Annotated in this window: 11 protein-coding genes; 10 read left to right on the top strand and 1 reads right to left on the bottom strand. The window is 70.0% G+C overall.

The features are described 5' to 3' along the window. The first annotated feature begins 25 nt into the window (after positions 1 to 25). Positions 26 to 997, top strand: a complete 972-nt coding sequence (locus tag AC07XP_RS10220) for a Bug family tripartite tricarboxylate transporter substrate binding protein (protein ID WP_495264580.1) — start codon at positions 26 to 28, stop codon at positions 995 to 997. Here AC07XP_RS10220 and AC07XP_RS10215 read toward each other — a convergent pair. Beyond that, a complete protein-coding gene (locus AC07XP_RS10215) occupies positions 985 to 1,908 on the bottom strand; it encodes a LysR family transcriptional regulator (RefSeq protein WP_062474040.1) in 924 nt (307 codons plus the stop codon). The genes AC07XP_RS10220 and AC07XP_RS10215 overlap by 13 nt on opposite strands. A gap of 144 nt (positions 1,909 to 2,052) precedes the next feature. Here AC07XP_RS10215 and AC07XP_RS10210 point away from each other — a divergent pair, with 144 nt between their 5' ends. From AC07XP_RS10210 to AC07XP_RS10170, 9 genes are all read left to right on the top strand, one after another. Further along, complete coding sequence (locus AC07XP_RS10210; protein ID WP_495264579.1) at positions 2,053 to 3,210, top strand: acyl-CoA dehydrogenase family protein; 1,158 nt, start codon at positions 2,053 to 2,055, stop codon at positions 3,208 to 3,210. 24 nt (positions 3,211 to 3,234) lie between these two features. Further along, positions 3,235 to 4,251 carry an acyl-CoA dehydrogenase family protein gene (locus AC07XP_RS10205; RefSeq protein WP_495264578.1) on the top strand — a complete coding sequence of 339 codons (1,017 nt, stop codon included), beginning with the start codon at positions 3,235 to 3,237 and terminating at the stop codon, positions 4,249 to 4,251. 54 nt (positions 4,252 to 4,305) lie between these two features. Beyond that, positions 4,306 to 5,415 carry a CaiB/BaiF CoA transferase family protein gene (locus AC07XP_RS10200; protein WP_495264577.1) on the top strand — a complete coding sequence of 370 codons (1,110 nt, stop codon included), beginning with the start codon at positions 4,306 to 4,308 and terminating at the stop codon, positions 5,413 to 5,415. 60 nt (positions 5,416 to 5,475) lie between these two features. Beyond that, positions 5,476 to 8,238 carry a winged helix-turn-helix domain-containing protein gene (locus tag AC07XP_RS10195; RefSeq protein ID WP_495264576.1) on the top strand — a complete coding sequence of 921 codons (2,763 nt, stop codon included), beginning with the start codon at positions 5,476 to 5,478 and terminating at the stop codon, positions 8,236 to 8,238. A 140-nt stretch (positions 8,239 to 8,378) separates the two neighbouring features. After that, positions 8,379 to 9,317 carry an SDR family oxidoreductase gene (locus tag AC07XP_RS10190; protein WP_495264575.1) on the top strand — a complete coding sequence of 313 codons (939 nt, stop codon included), beginning with the start codon at positions 8,379 to 8,381 and terminating at the stop codon, positions 9,315 to 9,317. A gap of 45 nt (positions 9,318 to 9,362) precedes the next feature. Continuing rightward, a complete protein-coding gene (locus tag AC07XP_RS10185; protein ID WP_495264574.1) occupies positions 9,363 to 10,934 on the top strand; it encodes an acyl-CoA synthetase in 1,572 nt (523 codons plus the stop codon). Beyond that, entirely contained in the window at positions 10,931 to 11,773 is an 843-nt protein-coding gene (locus AC07XP_RS10180) for an enoyl-CoA hydratase/isomerase family protein (RefSeq protein ID WP_159276127.1), read from the top strand. Before AC07XP_RS10185 ends, AC07XP_RS10180 begins: the two co-directional genes overlap by 4 nt. Before the next feature lie 19 nt (positions 11,774 to 11,792). Next, on the top strand, positions 11,793 to 12,980 hold the full coding sequence (locus tag AC07XP_RS10175) for a lipid-transfer protein (protein WP_495264573.1): 1,188 nt from the start codon (positions 11,793 to 11,795) through the stop codon (positions 12,978 to 12,980). Between the two features lie 57 nt (positions 12,981 to 13,037). Continuing rightward, positions 13,038 to 14,039 carry a Bug family tripartite tricarboxylate transporter substrate binding protein gene (locus tag AC07XP_RS10170; RefSeq protein ID WP_062474026.1) on the top strand — a complete coding sequence of 334 codons (1,002 nt, stop codon included), beginning with the start codon at positions 13,038 to 13,040 and terminating at the stop codon, positions 14,037 to 14,039. Positions 14,040 to 14,094 lie beyond the last annotated feature (55 nt).

Here is a 14,094-nt window from a genome sequence, read left to right as displayed (position 1 = left end):
ACGACAACTACAAGGAACCAGAGACATGAAGACCCCTTTCCTCGCGCGCTGGCTGCTGGCGCTTTCATTGGGTTGCGCCGCCGCGCTGGCGACCGCGGCCGGGTATCCGGACAAGCCCGTCAAGATCATCGTGTCGCTGCCGCCCGGCAGCGGCGCCGACACCACCGCGCGCTTCCTGGCCCGGCACCTGAGCGAAAAGCTCGGTCAGCCTTTCCTCGTGGACAACCGGCCCGGCGCCGACAGCTTCATTGCCGCGCGTGCCGTGGCCACCGCACCGGCCGACGGCTACACGATGTTCGTCGCCAGCAATTCGCCGATGGTGACCAACGTGGCCGTGTTCCGGCAGTTGCCCTACGACGCGGTGAAAGACTTCCAGCCACTGGCGCGCATCGCGCGTTTCCCGATGGTGCTGGTCGTGCCCGCCAGCTCGCCCTTCAAGACCCTGCAGGACCTGGTGGCGGCCGCGCGCCAGGCGCCGGGCAAGCTCAACTTCGGCAGCGGCACCGCCACCTACCGCGTCGCGCTCGAACTGCTGCACGAGCGCAACCAGATCAAGGCCACGGCCGTGCCCTACAAGGGCACCTCGGCGGCCATGACCGACCTGGCCGGCGGCAACATCGACTACACGATGGCGGAGGTCAGCGCGGTGATGCCGCTGCTGCGCGGCGGCAAGGTGCGTGCGCTGGCCGTCGCCGCCAACGAACGCATCAAGGAACTGCCGCAGGTGCCGACCGTGAGCGAGAGCGGTACGCCCGGCTACGAGTCCTATGCCTGGACCGGCGTGTTCTTTCCCGCGGGCGTGCCCGAGCCCGTGCTCACCCGGGCGTCACAGGCCATCAAGGAGCTGATGGACAGCGACGAGGCCAGGACCTTCATCACCTTGCAGGGCGGGGCGGTGTTCTACGGCGCGCCGCAGGCCTTCGGCGAGTTCCAGCGGGCCGAGATCGAGAAGACCCGGCGCATCGTGAAGACCGCCAACATCGGCTACGAAGATTGAGCCGGTGGCTGCGTTGCAGAAGGCTGGACAGCAGCATGCGCCACCGCGATGAAATTGCGTGCGGCCGGCGTCAAGGCGTCGGGCAGCGTGGCCATCGCGATGCCCACGGTGTACTTGGAGGGCATGTCGGTCAGCGGGATCAGGCGCACGCCGTTGCTGGCGTAGCGCTGCACCACCGCCGGCACCAGCGCCATGCCCAGGCCGCTTTCCACCAGGCCGAGGATCGTTTGAACCTGCACCGCCTCCTGCGTGATGCGCGGCTGCACGCCGGCATCCTGGAACACCTGCATGGTCAGCACATGCATGGTGGGCACCAGCGTGCGCGAGTACGCGATGAAGGGCTCGCCCTCCAGCTCAGCGATGGCGATCTCGCTGCGCTGCGCGAAGGCCGAATCGGCGCTCACGGCCAGCACCAGGTGGTCCAGTTGCAGCACCGTGAGTTCCGCTGCGGTCGGCGTCAGTACCGGATAGCGCACCAGTGCGAGGTCGAGCGAGTGGTCTTCGATGCGCCGCAGCAGATCGGTGGTGGTCGACTCCTCGATCTCCAGGTCCACGCGCGGGTACTGGCGGTGAAAGCTGCGCACGATCTGAGGCATCAGCGAATAGGTGGCCGAGCCGACGAAGCCGATGCGCAGCAGGCCCTCTTCGCCCGCCACGCCGTCGCGGGCCGCGCGGCGGACCTCGTCGACGAAGAACAGCGCGCGCTTGGCGTTCTGCAGCACGGCTTCGCCGGCGGCCGTGAGCCGCAGGCCGGTGGAGAGCCGGTCGAACAGGAGCACGCCGAGTTCTTCCTCGAGCTTCTTGATCGAGGTAGACAGCGGCGGCTGCGCCATGTGCAGCCGCTCTGCGGCGCGATGAAAGTTGAGCGTCTCCGACAGGACGACGACCTGCCGCAGTTGGCGAAGCTCCATGGGGGCGAATGTCTCGGTGATTGCGGCAGTAACGGGTGGCCCGCTGCGGCTGCCAAACGGTGCAGGAGCCACGCGGATTATGGCGCTTGCACCCACCCGAACGAAGCGGGCAAAACCCGATGAAGCATCTGTGAGGACACACCATTGAATACCCTGCAATCGTTTTCGCTGGTCGCGATTCCACCGGAGGACGAAGCCCTGCGCGCGCCGGTGCGCGCCTTTCTGCAGTCGGCGCTGCGCGGTGTCGCGCCGGCCGTGCGGGCGCGCTCCTGGATGGGGTTCGACGCCGACTTCAGCCGCGCGCTCGGGCGCCAGGGCTGGATCGGGCTGACGCTGCCCAAGGCCTATGGCGGCGCCGGGCGCAGCAGCTTCGCGCGCTTCGTGCTGCTCGAAGAACTGCTCGCCGCGGGCGCACCCGTGTCGGCCCACTGGATCGCGGACCGGCAGACCGCGCCGCTGATCCTGCGCTACGGCAGCGAGGCGCAGCGCGCGTTCTTCGTGCCGCGCATCGCGCGCGGCGAACTCTTCACCAGCATCGGCATGAGCGAGCCCGACACCGGCTCCGACCTGGCCAGTGTCCGCTCGCGGGCCGTGCCCACCGCCACCGGCTGGCGCCTGAACGGTCGCAAGATCTGGACGACCAATGCGCACCGCGCGCACTACATGTGCACGCTGGTCCGCACCTCGGGCACGTCGGAAGACCGGCACAAGGGGCTGTCGCAGTTGCTGGTCGACCTGACGCTGCCCGGCATCACCGTGCGGCCGATCCGCGATCTCAGCGGCGACGGGCACTTCTGCGAAGTGCTCTTCGAGGACGTCGAGCTGCCGGCCGATGCGCTGGTCGGCGAAGAGGGCGCGGGCTGGCAACAGGTGACGGCCGAACTGGCCTTCGAGCGCAGCGGGCCCGAACGCATCTACTCCAGCCTCGTGCTCGCCGAAGCCTGGCTCGCCGAACTGCGCCAGGGCCCGGCGCCGGCCGCCGGCGTGCAGGTCATCGCGGGCCGCATCGCCGCGCGCATGGCGGTGCTGCGCGCGATGTCTCTGGCGGTGGCGGAGCAGTTGGGCCGCGGGCTCGATCCCGCTTTCGAAGCCTCGCTGGTGAAAGACCTGGGCACCGAGTTCGAACAGGCGGTCCCCGGATGGATCGAGGAAGCCTTCGACGCGCCCGGCCATCCCGTGCCGTCGGCTGGCCTGTTGCAGACCCTGGCCTACGTGACGCAACTGGCCCCCAGCTTTTCCCTGCGCGGCGGCACGCGCCAGATCATGCGCGGCATCATCGCCCGCGGGCTGGGCGTTCGCTAGCAGCGCCGCACACAAGGACACATGATGGACGACACACTCCTTGACGATTTCGAACGCCCGCTGCGCGCGCTGTGCACCGACGACACCTTGCGCGCCGTCGAAGCCGGCGCGCCCACCGACGCGCTGTGGCAGGCCATCGATGCGCTCGGCTACACCGATGCACTCGTGGCGGAAGCGCAGGGCGGCGCGGGCCTGTCGCTGCGCGAGCTGTTCGCGCTCGTGTTCGCCGCCGGCAAGGCCGGGCTCGGGCTTCCCTTCGGCGAGACCGCCGTCGCGCGCGCACTGCTGGCTGCGGCGGGGCATGGCGAGCGGCGCGGCGCCGGCCCCATCGCGATCGCACCGGGTGTTCCCGGCGACGCGGGTTCCATCGTTTGCCGCGACGTGCCCGGCGGCGCGCTCGCGCAGCAGGTGCTCGTGAGCTGGCAGGGCGAATGGCTGCTGCTGCCGCGCGAGCGTGCAACGGCCACGCCGGGTGCGTGGCGCCCGCAGGCTTCGGCCACCCTGCTGTGGCACACACCCGATCTCGCCGTGGCGCGCTTCGATGCGGGCGCGGCCGACGCCGTGGCGCTTTGCAACGCGCTTCACGCCGCAGGCATGGCGGGCGCCATGGCGCGCGTGCTCGAACTGGTGACCGACTACGCGCGCGACCGCAAGCAGTTCGGCCGGCCGATCGCGCAGTTCCAGGCCGTGCAGCAGGAACTCAGCGTGCTGGGCGAGCAGGCGCATTCGGCCACGCTGGCCGCACGATTGGGATGCAGCGCTGCGGGCGTGCAACCCGATCCGTTGCTGGCGGCCACCGCGAAGCTGCGGGCCTGCGAGGCGGCGCGCAGCGTCTGCGCCATCGCGCACGCCGTGTTCGGTGCCATCGGCATCACCGAGGAGCATGTGCTCGGCCTGTACACGCGCCGCCTGCATGAGTGGCGGGCGGTGCCGGGCACGGAGACGCAGTGCGCGCGCCTGTTGGGTGAGGCCCTGCTCGCGCAACCCGACGGGCTGTTCGATTTCGTCCGGCTGCGCTTGTCCGCGCCGGCCCTGGCCTGAGTTTTGACCAATCCGCGTGGCAGGAAGCCGCCACGCATAGAAGGAGACAAGCGAATGGGACCCTTGCAAGGAATCAGGATCGTGGAGCTCGCAGGCATCGGCCCGGGCCCCATGGCCTGCATGCTGCTGGCCGACCTTGGCGCCACGGTGCTGCGCATCGATCGCACCGAGGCGGCCGACCTGGGCGTCAAGCGCCCGGCCAAATACAACCTGCTGCTGCGCAACCGCCAATGCGCGATGCTCGATCTGAAGCAGCCCGCGGCCGTCGAGCAGGTGCTGGAACTCGTGGAGCACGCCGACGTGCTGATCGAGGGATTCAGACCCGGCGTGGCGGAGCGCCTCGGGCTCGGGCCCGAGCCCTGCCTCGCGCGCAATGCACGCCTCGTGTACGGCCGCATGACGGGCTGGGGCCAGACCGGCCCGCTCGCGCACGCCGCGGGCCACGACGTGAATTACCTCGCGCTCACCGGTGCGCTGAACGCCATCGGCCGCAAGGACCAGGCGCCTTCGATTCCCCTGGCCCTGGCCGGCGACATGGGCGGCGGCGCGCTCTACCTGGTGATGGGCGTGCTGGCGGCGCTGCTGGAAGCGCGCAGCTCCGGCCAGGGCCAGGTCGTCGATGCCGCCATCGTCGACGGCGCGGCCTCGCTGGCCACCTCCTTCTACGGCCTGCATGCCGCGGGCTTGTGGGACGAGCGGCGCGGCACCAACATCCTGGACACCGGCGCGCCGTTCTACGAGGTCTACGAATGCCAGGACGGCGGATGGATCTCGGTCGGCCCGATCGAGGCGCGCTTCTATGCGCAGCTGCTGCAGAAGCTGGACCTCGATGCCGCAGCGCTCGGCGACCAGCACGACCGCGGCGCATGGGCACAGGCCAAGGTGCAGATCGCGCAGCGTTTCAAGTCGCGCACGCGGCGACAGTGGTGCGACCTTCTCGAAGGCAGCGATGTCTGCTTTGCGCCGGTGCTGTCCTTTGCCGAGGCGCCGCAGCATGCGCACATGAAGGCGCGCGGCACCTTCGTCGAGGTCGAGGGCGTGGTGCAGCCGGCCCCGGCGCCGCGCTTCAGCCGCACCGTGCTCGCCATGCCCAGGGCGCCCCAGGAATCGCCGGACGCCGACCTCGCCGCCATCGCCGCCGAATGGCGCACCGCGCGACGCTGACTTGCGCATCGGCGCTCCATACTGCGGGGAGTTTCTTCCTTCGTGTCCATGGATGAATCCTTGAACCCCAGCCTTGCGACGGTGCCGGAGCGCAGGATCGAACCGGTCGCCAGCACCAAGCTGCTTCCGCCACGCCCGTCGCGCCGGCTGGTGCCGCGCGACGCCTTGCAGGCGCGGCTGCTGGAGGCCCGGCGCCAGCGCTGCGTGGTCGTGCAGGGGCCCGCGGGCAGCGGCAAGACCAGCACGCTGGTGGCCTGGCGGCAGGCCCTGCTGGCGCTGGACTTCGATGTCGCCTGGCTCTCACTGTCCGCCGAAGACTGCGAGCCGACACGCTTCTTCGACTGCCTGCTGGCCAGCATCGGCGAAGTCGATCCCGACGCGGTGCGCGAGGCGGCGCTGCTGATGGGGCGGGACAGCGACGAGTCGGCGCTCGAGCATGCCGTGATCACCGTCGTGCAGGCCATCTCGTCGCGCTCGCGGGAGCTGGTGCTGATGCTCGACGATCTCCAGCACCTGGAGGACGCCCGCATCTTCCAGGTGCTGCAATGGCTGCTCGACTACGCACCACCGCGGCTGCACCTGGCCTTCGCTTCGCGCACCGCCTTGCCGCTGTCGTTCGCGCGGCTGCGCTCCCAGGGCCTCGTGAGCGAGTTCGACCTGCGCGACCTGCGCTTCACCGCCGAGGAAACCGAGCGCTTCCTGCGCGAGCAGCTGGCCAGCATCGACAAGCGCGACGTGCAGGTGCTGCACGAGCTCACCGATGGCTGGGTGGCCGGCCTGCAGCTGTTCGTGGTCGACATGCAGGCCAAGCGGGGCGCCCCGTATGCCCGGGTGCAGGTGCGCGACGCGCAGGCCTTCGCCAGCTACTTCGAAGGCGAGGTGCTGGCGCACCTGCCGCCCGATGAGCTGGCGCTGCTCACGCGGCTGGCCCTGTGCAACCGTTTCTGCGCCTCCCTGTGCGCCGCGTTGCTGGTGCTGCCGCACGCCGGTGCGGACATGGCGTTGCGGCTGGCGCGCCTCGATAGCGAGAACCTGTTCATCAGCCAGGTCAGCAGCCACGACCGCGAGACCTGGTATCGCGTGCATCCGCTGCTGCGCGAGATCCTGCTGGCGCGCCTGGAAAGGCTGCCGGGCGAGGAACGCGGTGCGCTGCACGGCGCGGCCTGGCGCTGGTTCGAGGCGCACGGACACTTCGACGAAGCCGTGCGCCATGCGGTGCTGGCGGGCGATGCGCACGCGGCAGCCGACATCGTGGAGGCCTGCGCGTCCGACCTGCTGGCCCGGGGCGAACTGACCTCGCTGGGTGGCCTCATGCGGCGGCTGCCGACGACCCAGGTGCAGGCGCGCTTCGGGCTGCGGCTCGTGGCGGCCTACCTGCGCCTGTATGCGCGCGACATCGAAGCGCTGGAGGGCAGCATCTCGCAGCTGGAGGCGGAATTCGACACGCTGGACGCACTGCAGCGCCGGGGTCTCACGCTGCTGCGCGGTGGCCTGGCCCTTCAGCGCGACGACACCGAGACCCTGCTGGCGATCGCGCCGCAGCTCGAAGCCATTCCCGACGACGCGCAGGCCATCTTCGCCGGGTGCAACCACCTGCTGGCCTGGATGCACATGTACCGCGATGCCTACGCCGAGGCCCGCGCGCTGCTGGAAGAGGCCGCGCAGCAGCACGGCACCTCGACCGGGCGCGGCCTGATCGCGCGCTGCCTCGCCGGCATGAGCTTCGCGCTCGAAGGCCGCATGACCGAAGCCGAACACCTGTTCCGCGCGGTACTGCAGGAGGCGCAAGGGCACGGCGCCGCCCGGATCGGCGTGGCCAGCATGGCCGCGGGCCTGCAAAGCGATGTGCTCTACGAGTGGAACGAACTCGAAGCCGCCTGCAGCCTGCTCGAACCCCGCATCGAAGTGCTGGAGCGCGCCTCGATTCCCGATGCGGTGCTGCGCGCCTTCGTCGTCCTGGCGTGCGCGCACTGGCTGGCGGGCCGGCGCCTCGAAGCGCTCGACCACCTCGACCACCTGGAGGACTACGCCGTGCGCCACAGCCTGGACCGCCTGCTCGCGCATGCGCTGGTCCTGCGTCTGCGCCTGTATCTCAAGCAAGGCGAGACCGCGCAGGCCGATCAGGTGTTCGAGCGGATCAAGGTGCTGAACGTGCGCCATGCCGATGCGGGCAAGGGCACGGCCGCCGAAACCTGGCGCATCACCGAGCGTGCGCGTGCCGACATGTGCCTGCACTGGAACGACTTCGACGGCGCCGTCGATTGCCTGAAGCCCCTCGTGGCGTGCACCGAATCGGCCGGCCGGTTGCGCATCCTCGCGGCCCTTCGGCTGCAACTGGCCATCGCGGAGTCGGGGCGCGGCAACCAGCGGCCCGCGCGTGAGCAGGCGATCGAAGCCTTGCGGCTGGGCCATCGGCTCGGCCTCGTGCGCAGCCTGCTGGACGTATCGGCGAACGTGCCGTCGCTCCTCGATGCGCTGCTGGCGGATGCGGCGCTCGACCCGGTCCTTGCGTTCTATGCACGACGGCTGCTGGACGCGGCCACGGCCACGCGACGCGCACGGGCGGCCGTCCGCATGGCCAAGAGCGCCGCAGCCGAAGGCGTGGCCGTCGACCTGCTCAACGAGCGCGAGCGCGAGGTGCTCGACCTCGTGGCGCAGGCCATGCCCAACAAGAAGATTGCCCGCGTGCTGGGCGTCACGCCCCACACCGTGAAGTGGCATCTGCGCAAGATCTACAGCAAGCTGGGCGTCGCCGAGCGCGACGAAGCGGTTGCGCGCATGCGCGATCTCTCGCTGGTCCGGGAAACCCCCAAGCTGCACTGAACACCGGCTAGCCATCGCGGCTAGTGGCTCGCGGCCTTCGGCTTCGCATCATCGATGCATGCGACAGCGCCTGCCGGGCGACTGCCGCTGCGGACCGTCCGGTCCGGCACATCGATCCCAGCGAAACGAAAGGAATGGAGATGCAACAGCTCTGCAAGGACCGCGTGGTCGTCATCACCGGCGCCGGCCGCGGCCTCGGCCGCGAATACGCACTGGAATTCGCGCGCCAGGGCGCGAAGGTGGTCGTCAACGACCTGGGCGCCAGGCCCGACGGCACGGGCGCCATGAACGGCCCCGCGCAGGAAGTGGTGGCCGAGATCCGCGCGATGGGCGGCGAAGCCGTGGCCAACACCGACGACGTGTCCGACTGGGAGGGCGCCAGGCGGCTGATCCAGTCCGCGATCACCGCGTTCGGCGGGCTCGACGTGCTGGTCAACAACGCCGGCATCCTGCGCGACAAGACGCTCGTGAACATGGACATCGACGATTTCGACGCCGTGATCCGCGTCCACCTGCGCGGCACCTTCGCGCCGATGCGCCATGCCGCCGCGTACTGGCGCGAAGAGGCCAAGGCCGGCCGGCCGCGCGTGGCGCGCGTCGTCAACACCAGTTCGTCGTCCGGGCTGTACGGCATCGTTGGCCAGACCAACTATGGCGCGGCCAAGGCCGGCATCGCCAACATGACCATCGTCGCGTCGCGCGAGCTGGAGCGCTATGGCGCGACGGTCAATGCGATCTACCCGACCGCGATGAGCCGTCTCACGGAAGACCTGTTCAAGAGCGGCCAGCTCAACCCCAAGGCACCGGCCGGCGCCGCCGGATTCGACCCGCTGGACGCGGCGAACGTGGCGCCGCTGGTCGTCTGGCTGGGCAGCGTGCATTCCAGCGCCGTCACCGGCCGGGTGTTCGGCGCCAAGGGCGGGCGCATCACGGTGGCCGAAGGGTGGCGCGCCGGTCCTCACGTGCAGAAGGACAGCCGCTGGACCGTCGCCGAGTTGGGCGAGGTGCTGCCCGGCCTTGTCGCGCGCGCGGCGCCGAATGCCGACCTGAGCGGCCAGCTGAATGCGTCGAACGCGTGACATGAACAAGGACTGCGGACACCGGTCCGCCCCAGGAGGCACCGCATGAAAACGGCGAACTACCTTGGAGACTTTGCCGCCCTGACGCCGGACAAGCCCGCCGTCATCAACGGCAGCAGCGGCGAGCGCCTCAGCTACCGCGAACTGGACGAACGCTCCAACCGGCTCGCACAGGTGCTGTACGCCCAGGGCCTGCGCCGCGGCGATTGCATCGCGATGCTGCTGGAGAACCACATGCGCTGCTTCGAGGTGGCCTGGGCGGCCTTTCGCTCGGGGCTGCTGCTGACGGCGGTCAACCGGTTCCTCACGGCGGGGGAGGTGGCCTACATCGTGGAGGACAGCGGTGCGCAGGTGCTGATCTCCTCGGTCGCGATGGTCGGCGTCGCGGCCGAGCTGGTCGGCACCACGCCGCACTGCGCGCGGCGGCTGATGATCGACGGCGTCATTCCCGGGTGGGAGTCCTACGAGCAAGCCGTGGCCGGCGCGCCGGCGCAGCGGCTGGCCGAGGAGTGGGTGGGCGGCACGCTGCTGTACAGCTCCGGCACGACCGGCCGGCCCAAGGGCATCGTGCGCGCGGCGGCCCGCGCGCGCTTCGACGACGACGTGGCCGACCCGCGCCTGATGATGATGCACCGGTACAAGTTCGACGCCGATTCGGTCTACCTGTCGACGGCGCCGCTGTACCACGCGGCCCCGCTGTCCTATGCGACCAACACGCACTTCTTCGGCGGCACCGTGGTGTTCATGCCCAAGTTCGATGCGGTCGAGTCGCTGGCGCTGATCGAGCGTTACCGCGTCACCCACAGCCAGTGGGTGCCGACCATGTTCATCCGGTTGCTGAAGCTGCCGGACGCCTCCCGCGAAGCCTTCGACCTGTCCAGCCACCGCGTGGCGATCCATGCCGCGGCGCCGTGCCCCGCCGAGGTCAAGCGGCGCATGATCGATTGGTGGGGCCCGATCGTGGTGGAGTACTACGGCGGCAGCGAAGGCAACGGCCTGACCTCCATCGACAGCCGTGAAGCGCTCGCGCACCCCGGCTCGGTGGGCCGTGCCGTGCTGGGCGTGCTGCGCATCTGCGACGACGACGGCAACGAGCTCGCGGCGGGCCAGGACGGGCTGATCTACTTCGAGCGCGACAAGCTGCCCTTTCACTATCACCGCGACCCCGGCAAGACCCGCGCGGCCCAGCATCCACGGCACCCGAACTGGACCGCGATCGGCGACATCGGCCACCTCGACACGGACGGCTACCTGTACCTGACCGACCGGCTCTTCTACATGATCATTTCGGGCGGGGTGAACATCTACCCGCAGGCCATCGAGGATGCGTTGGCCCTGCACCCCAGCGTGCAGGACGCCGCCGTGATCGGCGTGCCCGACGCCGAGATGGGCGAGGCCGTGAAGGCCGTCATCGAGCCCGCGCCCGGCGTGGCGCCCACGCCGGCCTTGGCCGAAGCGCTGATCGCCTTCCTGCGCGGCAAGGTCGCGAGCTACATGCTGCCGCGCTCGGTGGACTTCATCGACGAGATGCCGCGCCTTCCCACCGGAAAGCTCTACAAGCGCGCGCTGCGCGAGCGCTATGCCAGGCCTGAACTGAACCAGGAGCCACAGACATGAACGACACCACCGAAACCCTGCGTGCGTCGCAGTTGCGCATCGAGGGCGGTATCGCCGAACTCAGTCATCAGCGCCCGGCGCTGCGCAATGCGCTGTCGACCGAACTGCAGATGGACTACGTCGACGTGATCGCGCGCGTCGAGAGCGACCGCGAGATCCGCGTGCTGCTGATCACCGGCTCGGACGGCAGTTTCTCGGCCGGCGGCGACGTCAAGTTCATGCGCGAACGGCTGACCGATCCGAGCGTGGCGACGGCGGACTACATGCGCAGCCGGCTGCGCAAGGCGCACCAGTGGCTGACCCGCCTGCGCGAACTCGAGGTGCCGGTGGTCGCCGCGGTCGACGGGCCGGCCTACGGCGCGGGCTTCGGCCTGGCATTGCAGGCGGACTTCGTGCTCGCGTCGACACGCGCGGTGTTCTGCGCCTCGTTCGCGCGCCTGGGTGCCGTGCCCGACTTCGGCCTGCTGCACACGCTGCCGCGCATCGTGGGCCTGTCCCGCGCGAAGGAGCTCATGCTGACGGCGCGCCGCCTGGGGGCCGAGGAGGCGCAGGCCTGGGGCCTCGTGCATGCGGTCCATGCGGACGATGCGCTGCAGGCCGAGGCGAGGGCGTTTGCGCAGCGCCTGTGCGCAGGCCCGCGCGAGGCGGCCGGCATGACCAAGAACCTGGTCAACCGAAGTTTCGAGACCGACTGCGCCGCGATGTTCACGGCCGAGGCCAGCGCGCAGGCCGTGGCCATGCAGACGCCTTATCACGCCCAGGCCGTGGCCGACTTCGCGCGCGACGGCGCCTTCCGCTACGACTGGGACCGCATGGCGGCCGGGCGGTCCACCTCCTGAATCGCGAAGGAACAACCGCATGACTGACAACGTTCTGGTCGCCGGCGTCGGCATGGTGCCTTTCACCAAGCCCGGCGCGGGCCCCAGCTACCTCGAGATGGGCGGCGATGCCGTGCGCCTGGCGTTGGCCGACGCCGGCATCGGCTACGGGCAGTTGCAGATGGCGTTCGCCGGCTATGTCTATGGCGACACCAGTTGCGGGCAGGGCGTGCTGTACCGCGTGGGCCGTACGGCCATCCCCGTGTTCAACGTCAACAACGCCTGTGCCACTGGCTCCAGCGCGCTCTACCTGGCGCGCGCCGCGGTACAGAGCGGACAGGTCGAGTGCGCGCTGGCACTGGGCTTCGAACAGATGCAGCCCGGGGCCACGCGCTCCAACTTTCCGGATCGCCCGATCCCGCGCGGCGACGTGCTGCCGATCCAGGACGCGCTGTGCGGCGATGCCGGCGAGATCCCGCGCAACCTGGTGACCTTCGGCGGCGCCGGCCGCGAGCACATGCGCCAGTACGGCACGCGGATGTCCACCTTCGCCGCGATCCGCGCCAAGGCCAGCCGCCATGCGGCGAACAACCCGCTGGCGCTGTTCAGGAAGGTCGTGACGACCGAAGACGTCATGAACGACCAGGTCATGTGGGACGGCGTGATGACCCGCATGATGGCCTGCCCGCCCACCTGCGGCGCGGCTGCCGCGGTCGTCTGCTCGCCCGCGTTCGCGCGGCGGCACGGCCTGCGCACCGACGTCGCGATCCTGGCGCAGGCCATGGTCACGGACCCGCAGGAGTCCTTCGAGCCGCCGACCATGAAAGGCTTCGTCGGCAGCTACATGGCTCAGCGCGCCTCGCGTGCGGTCTACGAGCAGGCCGGTGTCGATCCGCGGGACATCCCGGTGGTCGAACTGCACGACTGCTTCGCGCACAACGAACTGCTGAGCTACGAATCGCTGGGCCTGTGCCCCGAAGGCGGTGCCGAGCAGTTCGTGCTGGACGGCGACAACACCTACGGCGGCCGTGTCGTCACCAATCCTTCCGGAGGCCTGCTGTGCAAGGGCCATCCGCTGGGCGCCACCGGCCTGGCGCAGTGCTACGAGCTGACGCACCAGCTGCGCGGCATCGCGGACCAACGCCAGGTCGAGGGCGCGCGGCTGGCGCTGCAGCACAACCTGGGCCTGGGCGGCGCCTGCGTGGTCACGCTGTACGGCAGGCATTGAGTTTTTCAGACGGTTCCCGTCGTTGCGGCTTTCCGACTTTCACCAGGAGACAAGACCATGTTCACGCACTCGCAAGATGCCACCACCCTGCACCGGCGGGTCCTGCGGCTCAGCCTGTGGGGGGCCTTGCTGGGCCTTGCCGCATCGGCGACGGCGCAGCCCGCGGCCTATCCCGACCGGCCGGTGCGCATCGTGTCGGTCAGCGGCGCGGGCACCGGGGTCGACGACTTCACCCGGCTGGCCGCCAAGTACCTCAGCGACAAGACCGGCAAGTCGTTCTATGTAGAGAACCGGCCCGGCGCCAACAGCATCCTGGCGTCGGACCACGTGGCCAAGGCGGCGCCCGACGGCTACACGCTGCTGCTGGCGGTGGCCAGCGCTGTGGCCGCCAACCCCTACATGTTCAAGAGCCTGCCCTACGACGCGAACAAGGACCTGCTGCCGATCGCGCGCATGTCCGTGGTCCCCATCGTGGTGACGGTGCCGGCCACGTCGCCGTACCGCAGCCTGGACGCCTTGCTGGCGGCCGCGCGCGCCCATCCCGGAAAGCTCAGCTATGGCACCAGCACATCGGGCTACAAGGTCATGACCGCGGCGATCAACGGCCTGGCGAAGGTCCAGGCGCTGGACGTGCCCTACAAGAGTTCGTCGGGCATGCTGCCCGACCTGCTCGCCGGCACCATCGACTACGCGATGCTGGAAGTGTCGCAGGCCGTGCCGCAGGTGGAGGGCGGCAAGCTCCGGGCACTGGCGGTGTCGAGCCCGGTGCGCGTTGCGGCGCTGCCCGATGTGCCCACGCTGGGCGAATTGGGCCTGGGCGATGCCACGCTGACGAGCTGGCTGGGCCTGTTCGCGCCGGCCGGCACGCCGCGGCCCATCGTGGACAAGCTCTCGCTGCTGGCCGTGGAGTTCGTCGCATCGCCTGAAGCCCAGGCGCATTTCGCGCGGCGCGGCACGGCGGCCTACCCGGCGGCCTCGGCTGAGTTCACGAAGGCCATCCGCGAAGACCAGGCGCGCTGGAAGCACTACATCACGACCACGGGCCTTCAGCCGGAGTAGCGCGCCGGCGGCCCTTTCGCGTTCGACCTGTCCGTCTTGCCATCTGTCCGGACCG

Source organism: Variovorax sp. GW531-E2 (genome assembly GCF_059423125.1).
Note: the sequence above shows the minus strand (reverse complement) of the source record. Positions and strands in the feature narration are given on the sequence as shown.

Bases quoted from the DNA above. Each gene is read 5' to 3' on its own strand.
- AC07XP_RS10220 (WP_495264580.1), top strand. From the start codon at position 26: ATGAAGACCCCTTTCCTCGCGCGCTGGCTGCTGGCGCTTTCATTGGGT.
- AC07XP_RS10215 (WP_062474040.1), bottom strand. From the start codon at position 1,908: ATGGAGCTTCGCCAACTGCGGCAGGTCGTCGTCCTGTCGGAGACGCTC.
- AC07XP_RS10205 (WP_495264578.1), top strand. From the start codon at position 3,235: ATGGACGACACACTCCTTGACGATTTCGAACGCCCGCTGCGCGCGCTG.
- AC07XP_RS10200 (WP_495264577.1), top strand. From the start codon at position 4,306: ATGGGACCCTTGCAAGGAATCAGGATCGTGGAGCTCGCAGGCATCGGC.
- AC07XP_RS10190 (WP_495264575.1), top strand. From the start codon at position 8,379: ATGCAACAGCTCTGCAAGGACCGCGTGGTCGTCATCACCGGCGCCGGC.
- AC07XP_RS10185 (WP_495264574.1), top strand. From the start codon at position 9,363: ATGAAAACGGCGAACTACCTTGGAGACTTTGCCGCCCTGACGCCGGAC.
- AC07XP_RS10180 (WP_159276127.1), top strand. From the start codon at position 10,931: ATGAACGACACCACCGAAACCCTGCGTGCGTCGCAGTTGCGCATCGAG.
- AC07XP_RS10175 (WP_495264573.1), top strand. From the start codon at position 11,793: ATGACTGACAACGTTCTGGTCGCCGGCGTCGGCATGGTGCCTTTCACC.
- AC07XP_RS10170 (WP_062474026.1), top strand. From the start codon at position 13,038: ATGTTCACGCACTCGCAAGATGCCACCACCCTGCACCGGCGGGTCCTG.